Annotated in this window: 17 protein-coding genes and 1 tRNA gene; 14 read left to right on the top strand and 4 right to left on the bottom strand. The window is 69.1% G+C overall.

Annotated features, from left to right (window positions below; translation table 11 throughout):
- The first annotated feature begins 26 nt into the window (after positions 1-26).
- From ABIE21_RS09065 to ABIE21_RS09010, 12 genes are all read left to right on the top strand, one after another.
- Positions 27-1,349, top strand: a complete 1,323-nt coding sequence (locus ABIE21_RS09065) for an NAD(P)/FAD-dependent oxidoreductase (protein WP_354024499.1) — start codon at positions 27-29, stop codon at positions 1,347-1,349.
- Between the two features lie 143 nt (positions 1,350-1,492).
- Positions 1,493-1,565: transfer RNA gene (locus ABIE21_RS09060), tRNA-Leu, on the top strand.
- 200 nt (positions 1,566-1,765) lie between these two features.
- Positions 1,766-2,092 carry a DUF7882 family protein gene (locus ABIE21_RS09055; RefSeq protein WP_354024498.1) on the top strand — a complete coding sequence of 109 codons (327 nt, stop codon included), beginning with the start codon at positions 1,766-1,768 and terminating at the stop codon, positions 2,090-2,092.
- A 113-nt stretch (positions 2,093-2,205) separates the two neighbouring features.
- Entirely contained in the window at positions 2,206-2,865 is a 660-nt protein-coding gene (locus tag ABIE21_RS09050; RefSeq protein ID WP_354024497.1) for a TetR/AcrR family transcriptional regulator, read from the top strand.
- Complete coding sequence (locus ABIE21_RS09045; protein ID WP_354024496.1) at positions 2,862-4,196, top strand: MFS transporter; 1,335 nt, start codon at positions 2,862-2,864, stop codon at positions 4,194-4,196. The genes ABIE21_RS09050 and ABIE21_RS09045 overlap by 4 nt, the downstream gene beginning before the upstream one ends.
- Positions 4,196-5,434, top strand: a complete 1,239-nt coding sequence (locus ABIE21_RS09040) for an alanine racemase (protein WP_354024495.1) — start codon at positions 4,196-4,198, stop codon at positions 5,432-5,434. The genes ABIE21_RS09045 and ABIE21_RS09040 overlap by 1 nt, the downstream gene beginning before the upstream one ends.
- Positions 5,435-5,451: 17 nt before the next feature.
- Positions 5,452-6,759, top strand: a complete 1,308-nt coding sequence (locus ABIE21_RS09035; protein WP_436232334.1) for a D-arabinono-1,4-lactone oxidase — start codon at positions 5,452-5,454, stop codon at positions 6,757-6,759.
- Positions 6,756-8,192, top strand: coding sequence for a GH1 family beta-glucosidase (locus ABIE21_RS09030; protein ID WP_436232324.1), 1,437 nt, complete (start codon positions 6,756-6,758; stop codon positions 8,190-8,192). The genes ABIE21_RS09035 and ABIE21_RS09030 overlap by 4 nt, the downstream gene beginning before the upstream one ends.
- A gap of 155 nt (positions 8,193-8,347) precedes the next feature.
- Positions 8,348-9,409 carry an ABC transporter substrate-binding protein gene (locus ABIE21_RS09025; protein WP_354024493.1) on the top strand — a complete coding sequence of 354 codons (1,062 nt, stop codon included), beginning with the start codon at positions 8,348-8,350 and terminating at the stop codon, positions 9,407-9,409.
- Positions 9,410-9,539: 130 nt separating this feature from the next.
- A complete protein-coding gene (locus ABIE21_RS09020) occupies positions 9,540-10,274 on the top strand; it encodes an ABC transporter ATP-binding protein (RefSeq protein WP_354025145.1) in 735 nt (244 codons plus the stop codon).
- Positions 10,271-11,098, top strand: coding sequence for an ABC transporter permease (locus tag ABIE21_RS09015; protein ID WP_354024492.1), 828 nt, complete (start codon positions 10,271-10,273; stop codon positions 11,096-11,098). Before ABIE21_RS09020 ends, ABIE21_RS09015 begins: the two co-directional genes overlap by 4 nt.
- Position 11,099: 1 nt before the next feature.
- A complete protein-coding gene (locus ABIE21_RS09010) occupies positions 11,100-11,993 on the top strand; it encodes an ABC transporter permease (protein ID WP_354024491.1) in 894 nt (297 codons plus the stop codon).
- Positions 11,994-12,066: 73 nt separating this feature from the next.
- Here the strand turns inward: ABIE21_RS09010 and ABIE21_RS09005 are convergent, their stop codons facing one another.
- From ABIE21_RS09005 to ABIE21_RS08990, 4 genes are all read right to left on the bottom strand, one after another.
- Entirely contained in the window at positions 12,067-12,597 is a 531-nt protein-coding gene (locus ABIE21_RS09005; RefSeq protein WP_354024490.1) for an adenine phosphoribosyltransferase, read from the bottom strand.
- A gap of 71 nt (positions 12,598-12,668) precedes the next feature.
- A complete protein-coding gene (locus ABIE21_RS09000; protein ID WP_354024489.1) occupies positions 12,669-13,403 on the bottom strand; it encodes an ABC transporter permease in 735 nt (244 codons plus the stop codon).
- Positions 13,400-14,128: an ABC transporter ATP-binding protein gene (locus ABIE21_RS08995; RefSeq protein ID WP_354024488.1), complete on the bottom strand. Its 729-nt coding sequence runs from the start codon at positions 14,126-14,128 to the stop codon at positions 13,400-13,402. The genes ABIE21_RS09000 and ABIE21_RS08995 overlap by 4 nt, the downstream gene beginning before the upstream one ends.
- Positions 14,129-14,136: 8 nt before the next feature.
- Positions 14,137-14,796, bottom strand: a complete 660-nt coding sequence (locus ABIE21_RS08990; protein ID WP_354024487.1) for a TetR family transcriptional regulator — start codon at positions 14,794-14,796, stop codon at positions 14,137-14,139.
- A gap of 103 nt (positions 14,797-14,899) precedes the next feature.
- Between ABIE21_RS08990 and ABIE21_RS08985 the strand changes: the two genes are divergently transcribed.
- Positions 14,900-15,466, top strand: a complete 567-nt coding sequence (locus ABIE21_RS08985) for a LemA family protein (RefSeq protein WP_354024486.1) — start codon at positions 14,900-14,902, stop codon at positions 15,464-15,466.
- 18 nt (positions 15,467-15,484) lie between these two features.
- Complete coding sequence (locus ABIE21_RS08980; RefSeq protein ID WP_354024485.1) at positions 15,485-16,378, top strand: M48 family metallopeptidase; 894 nt, start codon at positions 15,485-15,487, stop codon at positions 16,376-16,378.
- The last annotated feature ends 27 nt before the right edge of the window (positions 16,379-16,405 follow it).

Raw genomic sequence — 16,405 nt, 5'->3', positions numbered from 1 at the left:
TTCCCCCTTTGAGGAGAGCAAGACTCGTGCCCAAGATTCTTATCGTCGGCGGCGGTTACGCCGGTTTCTACACTGCCTGGAAGCTCGAAAAGCAGCTGCGCGCTGGCGAGGCCGAGGTCACCATGGTCGACCCGCGCCCGTACATGACGTACCAGCCCTTCCTGCCCGAGATCGCGGCAGGCTCCATCGACCCGCGTCACGCGGTCGTGCCCCACCACGCGCACCTCAAGACGACCGACATCGTCACCGCCAAGGTCGTCGGCATCAACCACGCCACGAAGACGGCGACGATCGAGCCCCCCATCGGCGAGAACTACGAGTTCGCGTACGACCAGATCGTCGTCACCGCCGGTTCCGTCTCGCGCACTTTCCCGATCCCGGGTGTCGCCGACGAGGCCATCGGCATGAAGAACATCGAAGAGGCGATCGCCGTGCGCGACCGCATCCTCACCAACTTCGACAAGGCCGCGCACCTGCCCGCCGGTCCCGAGCGCGACCGCCTGCTCACCTTCGTCGTCGTCGGCGGCGGCTTCGCCGGCATCGAGGCCTTCGCCGAGATGCGTTCCTTCGCGAGCGCCCTCGTCAAGCGCTACAAGACGATCAAGTTCGAAGACACGCACTTCCACCTCATCGAGGCGATGGGCCGCATCATGCCCGAGGTATCGCACAAGACGAGCCTCTGGGTGATCAAGAACCTCGCCGAGCGTGGCGCGCAGATCCACCTCGACACGCAGCTGTCGTCGGCCACGGGCGGCGTCATCGAGCTGTCGACCGGCGAGACGTTCGAGAGCGACACCATCGTGTGGACCGCCGGCGTCATGGCCTCCCCGATGCTGCGCAACACCGACCTCCCCGTCGAAGAGCGTGGACGCCTGCGCGTGCAGGCCGACCTCCGCGTCATCAACGACGACGGTGTCGTGGCCGACGCTTGGGGTGCCGGCGACGTCAGCGCCGTTCCCGACCTCACCGGAAAGGGTGTCGGCGGCTTCTGCGTTCCGAACGCCCAGCACGCCGTGCGCCAGGGAAAGCTGCTGTCGAAGAACATCGTCGCCACGCTGCGCGGCGAAGACGTCAAGGACTACTTCCACCAGCCCGCCGGAGCCGTCGCCGGCCTCGGTCTGGGTGTCGGTGTGTTCCAGAAGGGCAACATCGGCATCACCGGTTTCCCCGCCTGGGTCATGCACCGCGGATACCACGGACTCGCCATGCCCACGTGGGAGCGCAAGATCCGCGTCATCGGCAACTGGGTCATCAACCTCTTCGTCGGCCGCGACCTCGCATCGATCGTCGCCGTGGAGACCCCGCGCGCAGCGTTCGAGGAGTTCGCCTCGCGCCCGAAGGCCAAGTAGCTCGCGCACACCTGTTCGAGCAACACCAGACAGCGCGGACCGCTCAGGCGGCCCGCGCTGTCGGCGTTAACCAGCGCGGCGGCGTGCGCGGGCGCCCCGCAGGCCCCGAGTGCCCGGCCGGTTCTATAGGCTCGAAGGCGCTGGCCCCCGTAGTCCAATGGCAGAGACAGGCGACTTAAAATCGTTCCAGTGTCGGTTCGAGTCCGACCGGGGGTACACCAGGCCGCGGCATCCGCCCACGGCATCCGCTCGCGGCATCCCCCCGGCATCTGCCCGGCAAGTGCCTGAGTGCCGCACCGGGCCGGGGGCGGCGGGCGTAGTCTGGGCATCGACGGCGTCCTACCCAGACCACGTGGCCCGCTGCCGATCGCGCGGGCTCTGCCGCGCGGCATCGCCAAACCGGGTAGGGATCCTCCATGGGCACACTCAAGTACGACGGCGTCACCGTCGAGTTCGACGACCGGCTGCTCGCGCACCTCGAGATCGTCATCGTGCAGAAACTGCGCAGGCAGGAGGCGTTCCTGATGACCTGGCAAGACGACGAGGGTCTCGCAGGCGGACGCAGCGGCATCTGGCTGCATCCGAGCGCGAACATGTTCTTCCACTTCACGGGCAAGCAGAAGGTGGCGATCGACCACGACTGGCTGATGAAGCTGATGGCCTCCGCCAACTCGGCGATGGGCCTCTTCGTCGCCGACGAGGAGGGCGACGCCGCGCACCCCTCGCAGATCGCCATCAGCTAGTACAACCCTCCCTTCTGGGGAGGGGCGGATGCTTGACAGCTGCAAGCCCCTCGGCCATCCTGATCACGTGTCTGGGTCATCTGACCCACAGCGTTTCGCGGTGAGGGGGTCCCATGGCGCGCATGTCGGCCGCCGACCGCCGTTCCGCGCTGCTCGACGCCGCGTTCCGGGTGATCGCCGCCGAGGGAGTGAGCGGGGCCACGACGAGGGCCATCGTCGCCGAGGCGCAGATGTCGCTCGCCAGCTTCCACTACGCGTTCACCAGCCGCGACGAGATGATGCGCGAGCTGATCAGCCACGTGATCGAGAACCAGACCATCGCCGCCTTCTCCACCCTGCGCTTCGGCAACGACCTGCGCACGGCCATCCGCGACGGGCTGCAGGCGTTTCTCGAGGTCGTGACCGCCGACCCCGGGCACGAGCAGGTCATGTTCGAGCTGATGCAGTACTCGCTGCGCACCCCTGAGCTCGCCGGTCTGCCGCGTGAGCAGTACTCCGGGTACCGCTTCGCCGTGAGCGGCCTGCTCGAGACAGCCGCCGCCGACACCGGCATGCGCTGGCTGCTGCCGCTCGACGACGTCGCCCGCATGGTCGTCACCTTGACCGACGGCATCACCCTCGCCTGGCTCGCCGACCGCGACACCGCGGCTGCCAGCCGCGTGATCGAGTTCGCCGCGACATCCATCGCCTCCCTCGCCCAACCGGTCGACTCGACGGCGCACGTGCTTTCTCTGCAACACCCGACCTCGAAGACAGTGGAGCCCGCCCCATGACGACCACCCAGAATTCAGGAACCGTAGCCGCCTTCTCCGAACCGACGAAGAAGGTCACCGGCGGCTGGATCGCGCTCTTCGCCACCGCCTGGCTCGGAATCTGGATGGCGCAGCTCACCCCCATCCAACTGCTGCTGCCCAAGCAGATCGAAGAACAGCTCAACGCCGCCGCCTGGCTCGACAACGTCGTCGCGTTCGGGATCATCTCCGCGATCGCCGGCGTGTGCGCCCTCGTCGCCTTCCCGCTGAGCGGCGCGCTGAGCGACCGCACCGTCTCGCGCTTCGGACGCCGCCGCCCGTGGATGGCCGCGGGCACCGTCATCTTCTCCGCATCGCTCATCCTGCTCGGCCTGCAGACCACCATGGTCGGCATCGGCGTCTTCTGGTCGCTCGCCCTCATCGGCTTCTGCGTGCTCACCGCCGCGATCACCGCCACCATCTCCGACCAGGTCCCCGTGAACCAGCGCGGCTTCGTCTCCGGCTGGGTCTCGGCGCCGCAGGCCGTCGGCACGATCCTCGGCGTGCTGCTCGTCACCGAGCTGGCCCTCGCCACCATCGTCGGCTACGTGCTCGTCGCCGTGCTGCAGGTCGTCGCGGTGCTGCCGTTCCTGCTGTTCACCAAGGACGCCGTGCTGCCGGCCGACGTCGCCCGCCCCAAGCTCACCGGGGCCATGCTGCTCGGCGGGTTCTGGATCAGCCCCCGTCGCTTCCCCGACTTCGGCTGGACGCTGCTCAGCCGCATCCTCGTCAACCTCGGCAACGCCCTCGGCACCACGCTGCTGCTCTACTTCCTGATGTTCGGGCTCGACCTCGGCGAGAGCGCCGAAGACAGCCTGCTGCTGCTCACCGCGGTCTACATGGTCTTCTTCATCGCCTCCGCCCTCGGCGTCGGCAAGCTGAGCGACCGCATCGGCAAGCGCAAGGTCTTCGTCTACGTCGCCGCCTACCTGCAGGCCCTCGCGGCCCTGATCCTGGCCTTCGTTCCCGACTTCACCATCGCGATCGCAGCCGCCGGACTCCTCGGCCTCGGCTACGGCAGCTTCATGGCCGTCGACCAAGCGCTCGCCACGCAGGTGTTGCCCGACGCGCAGTCGCGCGGCAAGGACCTCGGCATCATGAACATCGCCACCGCCGTGCCGCAGGCAGTCGCGCCGCTGCTCGGGGCGCTCATCGTCGTGGTCTGCGCCGGACTCGCCACAAACGGCGTCGCGGTGAGCGCGGATGCCGGATTCGCCGGCGCGGGCGCCGGTTTCGCCGGTCTCTTCGTCGCCTCGGCCATCGCCGCAGCCCTCGGCGGGCTCGCCATCGTCCCGATCAAGAGCGTCGCCTAGTGGAGCTCGTCCGCCGGCCGGAACGTCCGTGGCAGAACCCGGCGACCTACTGGCCGGGGCTGCAGGACGCCACCGTCGACCTCGACCCGCCCTACGGCGTCATCTCGCTAGAGGCGCTGGCGCACAACGCGTTCGACATGCTCGACCGGGCGGCCGGCGTTCCGATCCGCGTCGCGAGCAAGTCGGTGCGGGTGCGCGGCGTGCTCGACGCGGTGCTCGCCCTGCCCGGCTACGCGGGTGTGCTCGCCTACACCCTTCCCGAGGCGAACTGGCTGGCCACGACGAGCGCCGACGGCGAGGCGATCACCGACGTCGTGGTCGGCTACCCGACCGCCGACCGCGGCGCCCTGCTGCAGCTCGCCACCACGCCCGCGCTCGCCGCGCACGTCACCATCATGGTCGACAGCGTCGCCCAGCTCGACTTCGTCGATTCGGTTCTCGCCCCGGCCCAGCGCGAGACGGTGCGGGTGTGCCTCGAGCTCGACGCCTCATGGGACTCCCGCCTGTTCGGCCACCTCGGCGTACGCCGCTCGCCCGTGCACAGCGTCGTCGAGGCGCGCACACTGGCCGAGACCATCGTCGCCCGGCCCGGGTTCGCCCTCGTCGGCATGATGGGCTACGAGGCGCAGATCGCCGGGCTCGTCAACCAGCCGGCGGGCAACCCGGGGCGCGGTGCCGCCGTCAAGTGGGTGCAGAGGCGCTCGGCCGCTGAGCTCGCGGATCGCCGCGGTCGAGCCGTGGCATCCGTCCGTGAGATCGCCGACCTCGAGTTCGTCAACGGCGGCGGCACCGGCTCGATCGAGTCGACCACCGCCGAGGCGGCGGTCACCGAGGTCGCGGCGGGCTCGGGCCTGTTCGGGCCGCACCTGTTCGACAACTACGCCCACTTCCACCCCGCTCCGGCCGCGGCGTTCGCGCTCTCGGTCGTGCGCAAGCCGCAGCCCGACGTCGCCGTGCTGCTCGGCGGCGGCTGGATCGCCTCGGGCCCCACCGCGGCCGACCGCACCCCGAAGCTCGTCTGGCCCGAGGGTCTGAAGATGCTGCCGCTCGAGATGGCCGGCGAGGTGCAGACCCCGGTCAGCGGCGGGGCGGCGCTCGACGTGGGCGACCGGGTCTGGCTGCGCCACACCAAGGCGGGGGAGATCAGCGAGCACCTCGACGCGTTCGCCGTCGTCGACGGGGGAGCGGTGGTCGCTACCCTGCCCACATACCGCGGCCAGGGCAGGGCGTTCCTGTGACGCTCACCGGATCCCGGCTGCTCGCCCCCGGCGAACCCTGGCAGAACTGGGGGCGCTGCGAGGCGGCGACACCCCTGCACGTGGCCCGGCCGTCCAGCGTCGACGAGGTCGTCGAGGTCGTGCGATTCGCCCGCGACAACGGTCTCGCCGTCAAACCGGTCGGGGCCGGCCACAGCTTCACGGCGATCGCCGCCACCACCGGCATCCAGCTCGACATCGCCGCTGTCGAGGGCGTCGTCGCCGTCGACGGCAACCGGGTGACCCTCGCCGCGGGCACCAACCTGCACCAGCTCCCCGCCCTGCTCGAGCCTTTCGGACTCGCGCTCGCCAACATGGGCGACATCGACCGGCAGACCGTCGCGGGCGCGACCTCGACCGGAACCCACGGCACCGGCGGCGCCTTCGGCGGCCTCGCCACCCAGATCAGGGCCGTCACCCTGGTGACCGCGGATGGCGGGATCCTGCGGGTCAGCGAGACCGAGAACGCCGACCTGCTCCCGGCCGCGCGGCTCGGTCTCGGCGCGCTCGGCGTGCTCGTCGACGTGACCATCGAGTGCGTGCCCGCCTTCCTGCTGCGGGCCGTCGAGAAGCCCGAGCGCTTCGACGACGTCGTCGACACCTGGGCGCAGCGCGTCGCCGACACCGACCACTTCGAGTTCTACGTCTGGCCGCACACCGACACGGTGCTGAGCAAGTACAACACCCGACTGCCCGTCACCGCCGACCGCCGGCCGCTGTCGCGGTTCGCGTCGTGGTGGGAGGACGACTTCATGTCGAACACCGTGCTCGCCGCAAAACTCAACCTCGGCGTCGCCGTGCCGAGGCTCACCCCGCCGATCAACCGCTTCGCCACCCGTATCGTCGGCGACCGCGCCTACACCGACCTGTCGCACGAGGTGTTCGTCGCGCCCCGGCGCACCCGCTTCCGCGAGATGGAGTACGCGGTCCCGCTCGAGGCCGTGCCCGCGATCCTGCGCGAGATCAGGGCGCTCATCGACGCCAAGGGCTGGCGCATCTCCTTCCCCATCGAGGTGCGCGCCGCCGCGGCCGACGACCTCTGGCTGTCGACGGCGTCCGGACGGGCCACCGGGTACATCGCCCTGCACCGCTACTACCGTGAAGACCCCACCGAGTATTTCCGTACCATTGAGCAGATCATGATCAGCTACGACGGACGCCCGCACTGGGGCAAAATGCACAACCGCGACGCGGAATCACTACGTGGCGCGTACCCGCACTTCGACGACTTCGTCGCGGTGCGCGACCGGCTCGATCCCGGACGGCTGTTCGGCAACGCCTACCTCGAGCGCGTGCTCGGCGCGTGAGCACCGCGGCCAGCAGACGACCGGGCCGCGAGTGGCTCGACAACCCGGCAGGACTCGGTGCGCTCGTGCCCGCCGGCTTCACCATGGGGGTCGCCACGAGCGCCTTCCAGATCGAGGGCGCGATCCTCGACGACGGCCGAGAGCCCTCCACGTGGGACACCTTCATGGCCCAGCGCGGCCGCATCGCCGACGGCTCCGACGCCGCTGTCGCCGCCGACCATTACCGCCGCTACGAAGAAGACCTGAAGCTCATGCGCGAGCTCGGAATCGACTCCTACCGGTTCTCGCTCGGCTGGTCGCGCCTGCAGCCGGGCGGCAGGGGCACACTCAACCGCAGCGCCGTGGCGTTCTACGACAGGCTCGTCGACGGGCTGCTCGCGAGCGGCATCTCGCCCATGGCGACCCTCTTCCACTGGGACACCCCCGAGGCCCTGCAGCACACCGGCGGCTGGATGAAGCGCGACACCGCCCACAGATTCGCCGAGTACTCGTTTCTCGCGGGGGAGGCGTTCGGCGACCGCGTCGAGAGCTGGGTGACGATCAACGAGCCGGCGACCGTGACCCTCAACGGGTACGCGCTCGGCGTGCACGCGCCGGGAGCGACTCTGCTTTTCGACTCGCTGCCGGCGGCGCACCACCAGCTTCTCGGGCACGGCCTCGCGGTCGAGGCGCTGCGGGCCGCATCCGTCACCGGGGCCATCGGCATCACCAACGTGCACTCGCCGGTGCAGCCCGCGGGCGACAGGGAAGACGACGCGCTCTTCGCCGAGCTGTTCGACATCGTGCACAACCGCGTGTACGCCGACCCGGTGCTGCTCGGCCGTTATCCCGTGATCCCCGAGCAGCTCGAGCACCTGTTCGCGCCGCTGCGCGAGATCGAGCCCAGCGACCTGGCGACCATCGCCGCGCCGCTCGACTTCTACGGGCTCAACTACTACATGCCCACACGGGTCGCAGCGGGTGCGCCCGCGGATGCTTCGACGCCCGACGGCGAGTCGGCCGCCGCGCGCAGCCTCCCGTTCTCGCTCGTGCCGATGAGGGAGTACTCCGTCACCGGCTTCGGCTGGCCGATCGCGCCCGACTCGCTCGCGGTCACGCTCACAGAGCTCGCCGAACGCTACGGCGAGGCCCTGCCGCCCGTCGTGATCACCGAGGGCGGGGCCAGCTTTCCCGACGTGGTGCAGCGCGACGGCTCGGTCGACGACGAAGCGCGTGTGCTCTACCTCGCCGAGCACCTCGCCGTCGCGTTCGCGGGAGCGCCTGGCGTGACGCTGCGCGGCTACTTCGTGTGGTCGCTGCTCGACAACTGGGAGTGGGCCGCCGGCTTCACCCAGCGGTTCGGGCTCGTGCACGTCGACTTCGAGACGCAGAAACGCACGCCCAAGCGCTCGTTCGCGTGGCTGCAGCGCCTCATCGGGGGCCGCACGCTCTGAGCGTCGCGATCGACCGTCGATATCGACCGTCGATACTTAACCGTTATCCCCTTTAATCTGCACGAAACATTGCCATGAAGTACGCGAAACGCGCGCTCGGTAGTGTCGGCTGCGATCCTCACCCCGATCCCCACCCCGAGAGACAGGCATTCCCCATGTCAGCACGCTTCAGCTTCTCCCCACGGCGCAAGGCCGCCGTCACGATCGCCGCGGCGGGCATCGTGCTCGCACTCGCCGGCTGCTCGAGCGCCACCCCGGCAGCCGACGGAGACGCCGAGAGCCTGGGCGACCTCAGCCTCCAGCTCTCCTGGATCAAGAACGAGGAGTTCGCCGGCGAGTTCTTCGCCCTCGACAAGGGCTACTACGCCGACGCCGGTCTCGGCGAGGTCACCATGACCGCGGGCCCGTCGACCGGCAGCGCCGAGCTGCTCTCCGGAACGGTCGACGTCGCCCTCAGCGACGCCGTCTCGATCGGCACCGTGGTCGCCAACGAGGAGGCCCCGCTCAAGATCATCGGCGCCACCTTCCAGAAGAACCCCTTCACCATCCTGTCCATCGCCGACGCCGGCAACATCCTCACCCCCGAAGACATGGTCGGCAAGAAGATCGGCGTGCAGGCGTCGAACACCTCGCTGTTCGAGGCGCTGCTCGCCGCCAACGACATCGACCCCGACTCGCTCGAGATCGTGCCCGTGCAGTACGACCCGTCGGTGCTCATCAACGGCGACGTCGACGGTTTCGTCGCCTACCTCACCAACGAGTCCATCTCCGTCGCGGCCGAGGGCTACGAGGTCGCGAACCTGCCGTTCGCCGACAACGGCCTGCCCTTCGTCGCCGAGACGGTCACGGTCACGGACCAGACCATCGCCGGAGACCGCGAGAAGCTCAAGGCCTTCCTGATCGCCGAGATCAAGGGCTGGGCCGACGCGGTCAACGACCCCGACGCCGCAGCCGAGCTCGCACTCGAGCTCAACGGCGCCGAGGCCGTGCCTGACATCGAGAAGGCCAAGGCCGGCTCCGCCGCCCAGAACCTGCTCATCGTCTCGGACGACACCGAGGAGAACGGCCTGTTCACCATCAGCGAGGACCTGCAGCAGCAGACCGTGGAGACTCTCGCCGCCGCAGGCATCACCGTCGAGGCATCCGACCTCTTCGACCTCTCGCTCCTCGCCGAGGTCTACGAAGAGAACCCCGAGCTGATCGCCTACTCTAAGTAATTCGCGTCTCTCACAGTAAACCCCGCGTAAAGAAGGACTACCCGTGAGCATTACCACGGCTGTTGACGGTGCCCAGGAGATCTCCCTGGGCACCGGCATCCAGATCAGCGACCTGCACAAAGAGTTCCGCATGGGGACGAAGAGTGTGACGGCGCTGGACAACGCCAATCTGCACACCGACAAGGGCACGTTCCTCGCCCTGCTCGGGCCGTCGGGCTGCGGAAAGTCCACCATCCTGCGCATCCTCGCCGGGCTCGAAGACCCCACATCGGGCACCACCCGGGTCGACGGCAAGAGCCCCACCGAGCTGCGCAAGAACAACGAGCTCGGCATCGCGTTCCAGGACCACGCGCTTCTGCCCTGGCGCAGCGTCATGTCGAACATCCGGCTGCCGTTCGAGATCGCCGGCAAGAAGCCCGACCAGTCGTACATCGACGAGCTCATCGACCTCGTCGGCCTGCGCGGCTTCGAGAAGGCCCGACCGGCGCAGCTCTCCGGCGGCATGCGCCAGCGGGTCTCGATCGCCCGCTCGCTCGTGATGAAGCCCTCGGTGCTGCTGCTCGACGAGCCGTTCGGCGCGCTCGACGACATGACCCGCCAGCGGCTCAACCTCGAGCTGCTGCGCATCTGGACGCACAAGCCCGCCACCACCCTGCTCGTCACGCACGGCATCTCCGAGGCGATCTTCCTCTCCGACCAGGTGGCGGTCATGAGCCCGCGCCCCGGCCGGATCAAAGAGATCATCGACATCGACCTCCCGCGTCCGCGCCTGCCCGAGATGCAGCGCACCCCCGAGTTCCACGCCTACGTCGACCACGCCTCCGAGCTGCTGTTCGGCACCGGCGGCGTCGCGATCGACGAATGACCGGCGTGAGAGGGGTCACCCGCACACGGCGTGCACTCCCGTCCTGGGCAGTCGGCCTTCTCGGGCTCGTGGCGCTCGTCGCCGTCTGGTGGGTACTCGCGCTCACCGTCTTCGGCCCGCGCGGGTCGGGCGACTACGCCCCGATCCCCACCCCGCCGCAGGTCGTCGAGGCGTTCTTCACCGACGGCTTCGCCTACTACTGGCGCTCGTTCTCGGTGACCATCACGGAGGCCGGCATCGGCTACCTCTGGGGCAACGGGATCGCGCTGCTGCTCTCGGCGATCGTGCTCGTGCTGCCGTGGCTCGAGGGAGTCCTCAGCCAGATCGCCGTCATCACGTACTGCATCCCCATCGTCGCCATCGGCCCGCTCGTGCTCATCGTGCTCGGCGGCGCGAAGGCGCCGGGCGAGCCATCCGCCACCGCCATCTTCCTCGCGGCGTTCTCGGTGTTCTTCACCACCGTCGTCGGCACCCTGCTCGGGCTCAAGGCCGTGGACAAGGCGTCGCTCGACGTCGTCACCGTCTACGGCGGCTCGAAGCTCACCCAGCTGCGCAAGGTGCGGGTGATCGCCGCGCTGCCCGGCATCCTCAGCTCCCTGCAGATCGCCGTACCCGCCGCCTTCCTCGGCGCCGTGCTCGGCGAGTACTTCGGCAAGATCGACGTGGGCGTCGGCCCGATCCTCGTCGGCGCAGCCGTCACCCTGAACTCGCCGCGCGTCTGGGTGATCTTCCTGCTGTGCGCCCTCGTCGCGATCATCGGCTACGCGCTGCTCGGACTCGTCGCCCGGGTCGTCGCGCCCTGGTCGACCGGAAAGGCGGCCTGACATGACGCAGGCGACCCTCGACCCGACGGCGACCCCGCAGACCCGGGCGCCCTCTGTCGCCGAGCTGCGACGTCAGGTGCGCACCAGCGCCCTCAAGTCGCTCGGCAAGGCGCTGGGCAAAAGCGTGCTGGTCGGCGTCTCGACCTTCGTGATCGTCATCCTGCTCTGGCTGGCAGTGCTGGCGTTCTTCGGCATCTCGCCGTACATCGCGAAGGGCCCGCTCGACGTCTGGGACTTCCTCTTCGTCGACGCCGACGCGGCCGAGAACCGTGCGGTGCTCGGCGCGAACCTCGCGGTGACCCTGCGGCACTCGTTCACCGGGTTCGTCGTCGGGCTGACCGTCGCAATCCTCGGCGCCATCCTGTTCCGCGTCTCCAAGGGCGCCGAGAGCGCGCTGATGCCGGTGGCGATGCTGCTGCGCTCTGTGCCGCTCATCGCCCTCGCGCCGGTGATCATCCTGATCTTCGGCAACGGATCTGAGGCATCCGTCGCTGTCATCGGCGGCATCGTCGTGCTGTTCCCCGCGCTCGTCACCATGGTGTTCGGCCTGAAGGCCGCATCACCCGAGATGCTCGACGTGGTCGCCGTCTACGGCGGCGGCACCTTCACCGCCGTGCGCAAGGTGGCGCTGCCCGGAGCTCTGCCGTCGCTGTTCGCCGCGATCCGCATCTCGGTGCCCGGCGCGATCACCGGCGCGCTGCTCGTCGAGATGCTGTCCACCGGAGACGGCATCGGCTTCAGCACGCTGCAGTACCTGCCGCAGGCGAAGTTCGCCGACGTGTGGGCGTCGGTCGTCGTCGTCACCGCGATCTCGCTCGCGCTCTACTTCGTCGTGCAGGTGATCGAGACGCTGGTGCTCGCCCGCATGGGCATGGCCACCGACCGGAAGAACTAGCGGCTGGACGACGGTCGCCAGGCGGCCGTCGCGAGACGGCTGTCGCCGGGCGGCTGTCGCCGGGCGGCCGTCGCTAGACGACGGAGATCGAGCGGATGTCGCGTCCCTCGAGATTCGCGCGCCCGTCGAGCTCCTCGAGCTCGAGCACCACGCTGACCCCGGCGACCACCCAGCCCGCCCGCTCCATCAGGCGCGAGCTGGCCGCGAGAGTGCCGCCCGTGGCCAGCACGTCGTCGAGCAGCAGGATGCGCGTGCCGGGCGGGAAGTCGCTCGGCTGCACCTCGAGGCTCGTCGAGCCGTACTCGAGGTCGTAGCTCTCGCTGATGACCTCGCGCGGCAGCTTGCCCGGCTTTCGGATCACCAGCACACCGAGGCCCATCGCGTAGGCGGCGGACGCGGCGAGCAGGAACCCGCGTGCCTCGACCCCCGCGACCGCGTCGATGCGGCCGGCGAACGGGGCGACGAGGGCGTCGGTGACCGCCCGCAGCGCCGCGCCGTCGGCGAAGACCGGGGTCAGGTCGCGGAACGTGATCCCGGCCTTGGGGAAGTCCTCGATGATCGCCGTGTGCTGTTCGACAAGTCGTGCCGCCGTGCCATCCGTCATGCTGCGTCCTTTGGTTCATTGGGCGCAGATCGCGCCCAACGATTCTGCCAGTTCGCGGCTGGGTGCCCGGCCTACTGCGTGCGGCGGCGCAGGGTGATCGAGCCGAGCACGATCGCTCCCACCGCGAAGGCCGCGAGGATGAGCAGCTGGCCGACCACATAGCCGTCGTCCTCGCTGCCGGTCGCGACCGCGTTCAGCGCGTCGATGGCGTGCGACAGCGGCAGCCAGTCGGAGATCGCCTCGAGCACGGGCGGCATCTCGTCGCGGCGGATCAGCACGCCGCCCAGCAGCACCTGCGGAAAGACGATCGCCGGCATGAACTGCACCACCTGGAACTCGGTGCGTGCGAAGGCGCTCGCGAGCAGGCCGAGCGTCGTCCCGAGCACCGCGTCGCTGACGGCGACGGCGAGGAGGAGCCCGAGCGAGCCCTCGATCTCGAGGCCGCAGACCGCGACCGCGAAGGTCGCGGCGATGGTGGCCTGCAGTACCGCGAGCAGCCCGAACGCGAGCGCGTAGCCGAGGATGAAGTCGAGCTTCGACAGCGGCAGGCTGAGCAGCCGCTCGAGCGTTCCCGACCGCCGTTCGCGCAGCGTCGCGATGCTCGTCACCAGGAACATGATGATGAAGGGGAACAACGCCAGCATCGCCGGGCCGATCTGCTGGAAAACCGGGGTGTCGTCGAAGAGCCAGGCGACCAGGCCGATCAGCAGGCTCGGCACGACGAGCAGCAGCACGACGGTGCGCGGGTCGTGCCGTATCTGCGTGAGCACCCGCCCGGCGGTCGCGAGGGTGCGGCGGGGGGTCATGAGCGTGCCCCGTGACGGATGAGCGCGAGAAACGCAGACTCCGCGTCGGTCGTGCCGGTCGCGGCCATGAGACCGGTGGGGGAGTCGTCGGCGAGCACGGCGCCGTCGCGCATGAGCAGCAGCCGGTCGCACCGCGTCGCCTCGTCCATCACGTGACTCGACACGAGCAGTGTGACGCCCGCCTCGGACAGTCGCCGGAACAGCCCCCACAGGTCGACCCTCAGCACGGGGTCGAGACCGACCGTCGGCTCGTCGAGCACCAGCAGCTCGGGGCTGCCGAGCAGCGCGGCGGCGAGCGACGCCCGGCTCAGCTGCCCGCCGGAGAGCGACCCGGCCAGCGCGTCGGCCTGCCCGGCCAGATCGGTCTCGTCGATCACGCGCTCGACGTCGGCGGCCGGGGCGCCCAGCACCCGGGCGAAGTAGCGCAGGTTCTGGCGCACGGTCAGATCGTCGTAGACGCTCGAGAGCTGCGTGACGTAGCCGACTCGATGGCGGAGCCCGGCCGAGCCGGCTTCCTCGCCGAGCACCCTGACGGTGCCCGCGTCGATGATCTGCACCCCGACGATCGCGCGCATGAGCGTGGTCTTGCCGGATCCGCTGGGGCCGAGCAGCCCCGTGACTCCGCCGCGTGGCAGCTCGAGGTCGAGGCCGTCGATGACGACGTTGCTGCCCCGGCGCACCCTCAGCCCGGAGATGTGCACCGCAGGCGACGAATAATTCACCATGTGCAGAATTATTCGCCGGGTGTCCCGCCTCCGTCAAGGGGTCCGCCGCCGGTGAGATGCCACTGGATCACCGGTCCGACGCGGCGAACCACTTCCTCGACCGACGCGCTCGCCAAGGGCTCGATGCGCACGCCGTAGCGCGCCACCAGCAGGCCGACCATCTGCGACGCCGCGAACGAGGCGCGCAGCTCGGCATGCTCGCCGCCGAGGGTCGCGGCGATGCGCCCGAGAACCTCCCGCGAGATGAACTGGCGCAGGAGCGCCGCGGCGAACTCCTGGCCGAGCGCGGTGCGGAGCAGGCCGACCGCCCGCTTGCTCACCTTCGGGTCGTCGACGGCGGTCACGAGGGCGCGCACGAGGTTCTCGCCGACTCGGTCGCGCGGCCCGTCGAGCACGGCCGCGACGAGCCGGTCGGGGCGCAGCGGGGCGCGGATGGTCTCGGCGAACAGGTCGGCCTTGTCGCCGAAGTAGTGGTGCACGAGCGATGGGTCGACTCCCGCGCGCCGGGCGATGGCGCGCATCGACGTGGAGTCGTACCCCTTGGCCGTGAACTCCGTCGCGGCGGCGGCGACGATGAGCGCCCGGGTGTCGACGCGGGTCTCCGACTTGCGCGGTCGACCGCGCGGACGACGCGCGGCCGGAGCCGGTTCATCCACTTGCGCCATCATGGCCAGAGTGTAGCGCTCGACCCCCACCGCGTGAACCGCGAATTCGCTCTGAGCCGCGGCCCTCAGCCTCTGATGTGAGACAGCCTCCCCTATAGTGGCCGGTATGGAAATCCTTATCGTCATCGGTGTCATCGTGCTGCTCGTGCTCATCGTTGGCATCTATCTCTGGACGACCTACAACGGCCTCGTGACCCTCAACGTGCGCGTCGACGAGGCGTGGAGCGACATCACCGTGCAGCTCAAGCGACGGGCCGACCTGCTCCCCAACCTCATCGAGACGGTCAAGGGCTATGCCGCCCACGAGAAGGGCGTCTTCGAGGCGGTCACGAAGGCCCGCGCCGAGTCGATCAACGCGTCGACCCCGGGTGAGGCATCCGTCGCCGAAGGCCACATCCAGTCGGCGCTCAAGAGCGTCTTCGCCGTCGCCGAGGCGTACCCGCAGCTCCAGGCGAGCCAGAACTACCTGCAGCTGCAGGGCGAGCTCGTCGACACCGAAGACAAGATCCAGGCAAGCCGTCGCTTCTACAACGGCGGCGTGCGCGAGCTGAACACCAAGATCAAGGTCTTCCCGAACACCCTCTTCGTCCGCGGGCTCGGATTCCACGAGCGCGAGTTCTTCGAGGTGGCCGACGCCGCGGCGATCGCCGAACCTCCCCGCGTGCAGTTCTAACCCCCGGGGCGGTAGTCCATGTATCGCGCCATAGCCGCGAACAAGCGCAACACGGTGTTCATCATCGCGCTGTTCCTGATCATCATCGCCGTGCTCGGGTACGTCGCGACGTTCTTCATCGGCGGTGATCCTTTCACCATCACGATCGGCACGCTGATCGGCGCCGGCGTATACACGCTCATCCAGTACTTCGCGGCAGGCAGCCAGGCTCTCGCCATCAGCGGGGCGCACGAGATCCAGAAGTCCGACGACCCGCGGCTGTACCGCATCGTCGAGAACCTCTCGATCACCAACGGCATGCCGATGCCGAAGGTGTACATCATCAACGACGACGCCCCCAACGCGTTCGCCACCGGACGCGACCCCAAGCACGCCGTCGTCGCCGCGACCACGGGCCTGCTCGCGATCATGGAGGACGACGAGCTCGAGGGTGTCATGGCGCACGAGCTCGGCCACGTGCAGAACTACGACATCCGCGTCTCGACGATCGTCTTCGGACTCGTCGTCGCCGTCGGATTCATCGCCGACATCCTGTTGCGTTTCAGCTTCTTCAGCGGCGGCAACCGCAACAACAACAACGGCGGCGGCAACCCGCTGCTGCTCATCCTCGGAATCGCCGCACTCGTCATCTCGCCGCTCGTGGCCGGTGTCGTTCAGGCGGCCGTGTCGCGTCAGCGTGAATACCTGGCGGATGCAACGGGGGCGATGACAACGCGTCATCCTGAAGCCCTCGCGAGCGCACTGCAGAAACTCGCCGCCTACGGTCGTCCGGTGAAGCGCCAGAACTCCTCGATGGCGCACATGTGGATCGCCGACCCGAACAAGCCAGGCCTCATCGACAAGCTGTTCAGCACCCACCCCCCGATCGCGGAGCGCGTCGAGCGCCTGCACAAGATCGGCGGCGGCTTCTAGCGCACAGCAGAGCGCGCACAGCAGAGC

Origin of the sequence: Conyzicola nivalis, assembly GCF_040548875.1 — a bacterium.
Classification (GTDB): domain Bacteria; phylum Actinomycetota; class Actinomycetes; order Actinomycetales; family Microbacteriaceae; genus Conyzicola; species Conyzicola nivalis_A.
The sequence above is the reverse complement of the archived record's forward strand: the minus strand, read 5'-3'. Positions and strand labels throughout refer to the sequence as shown.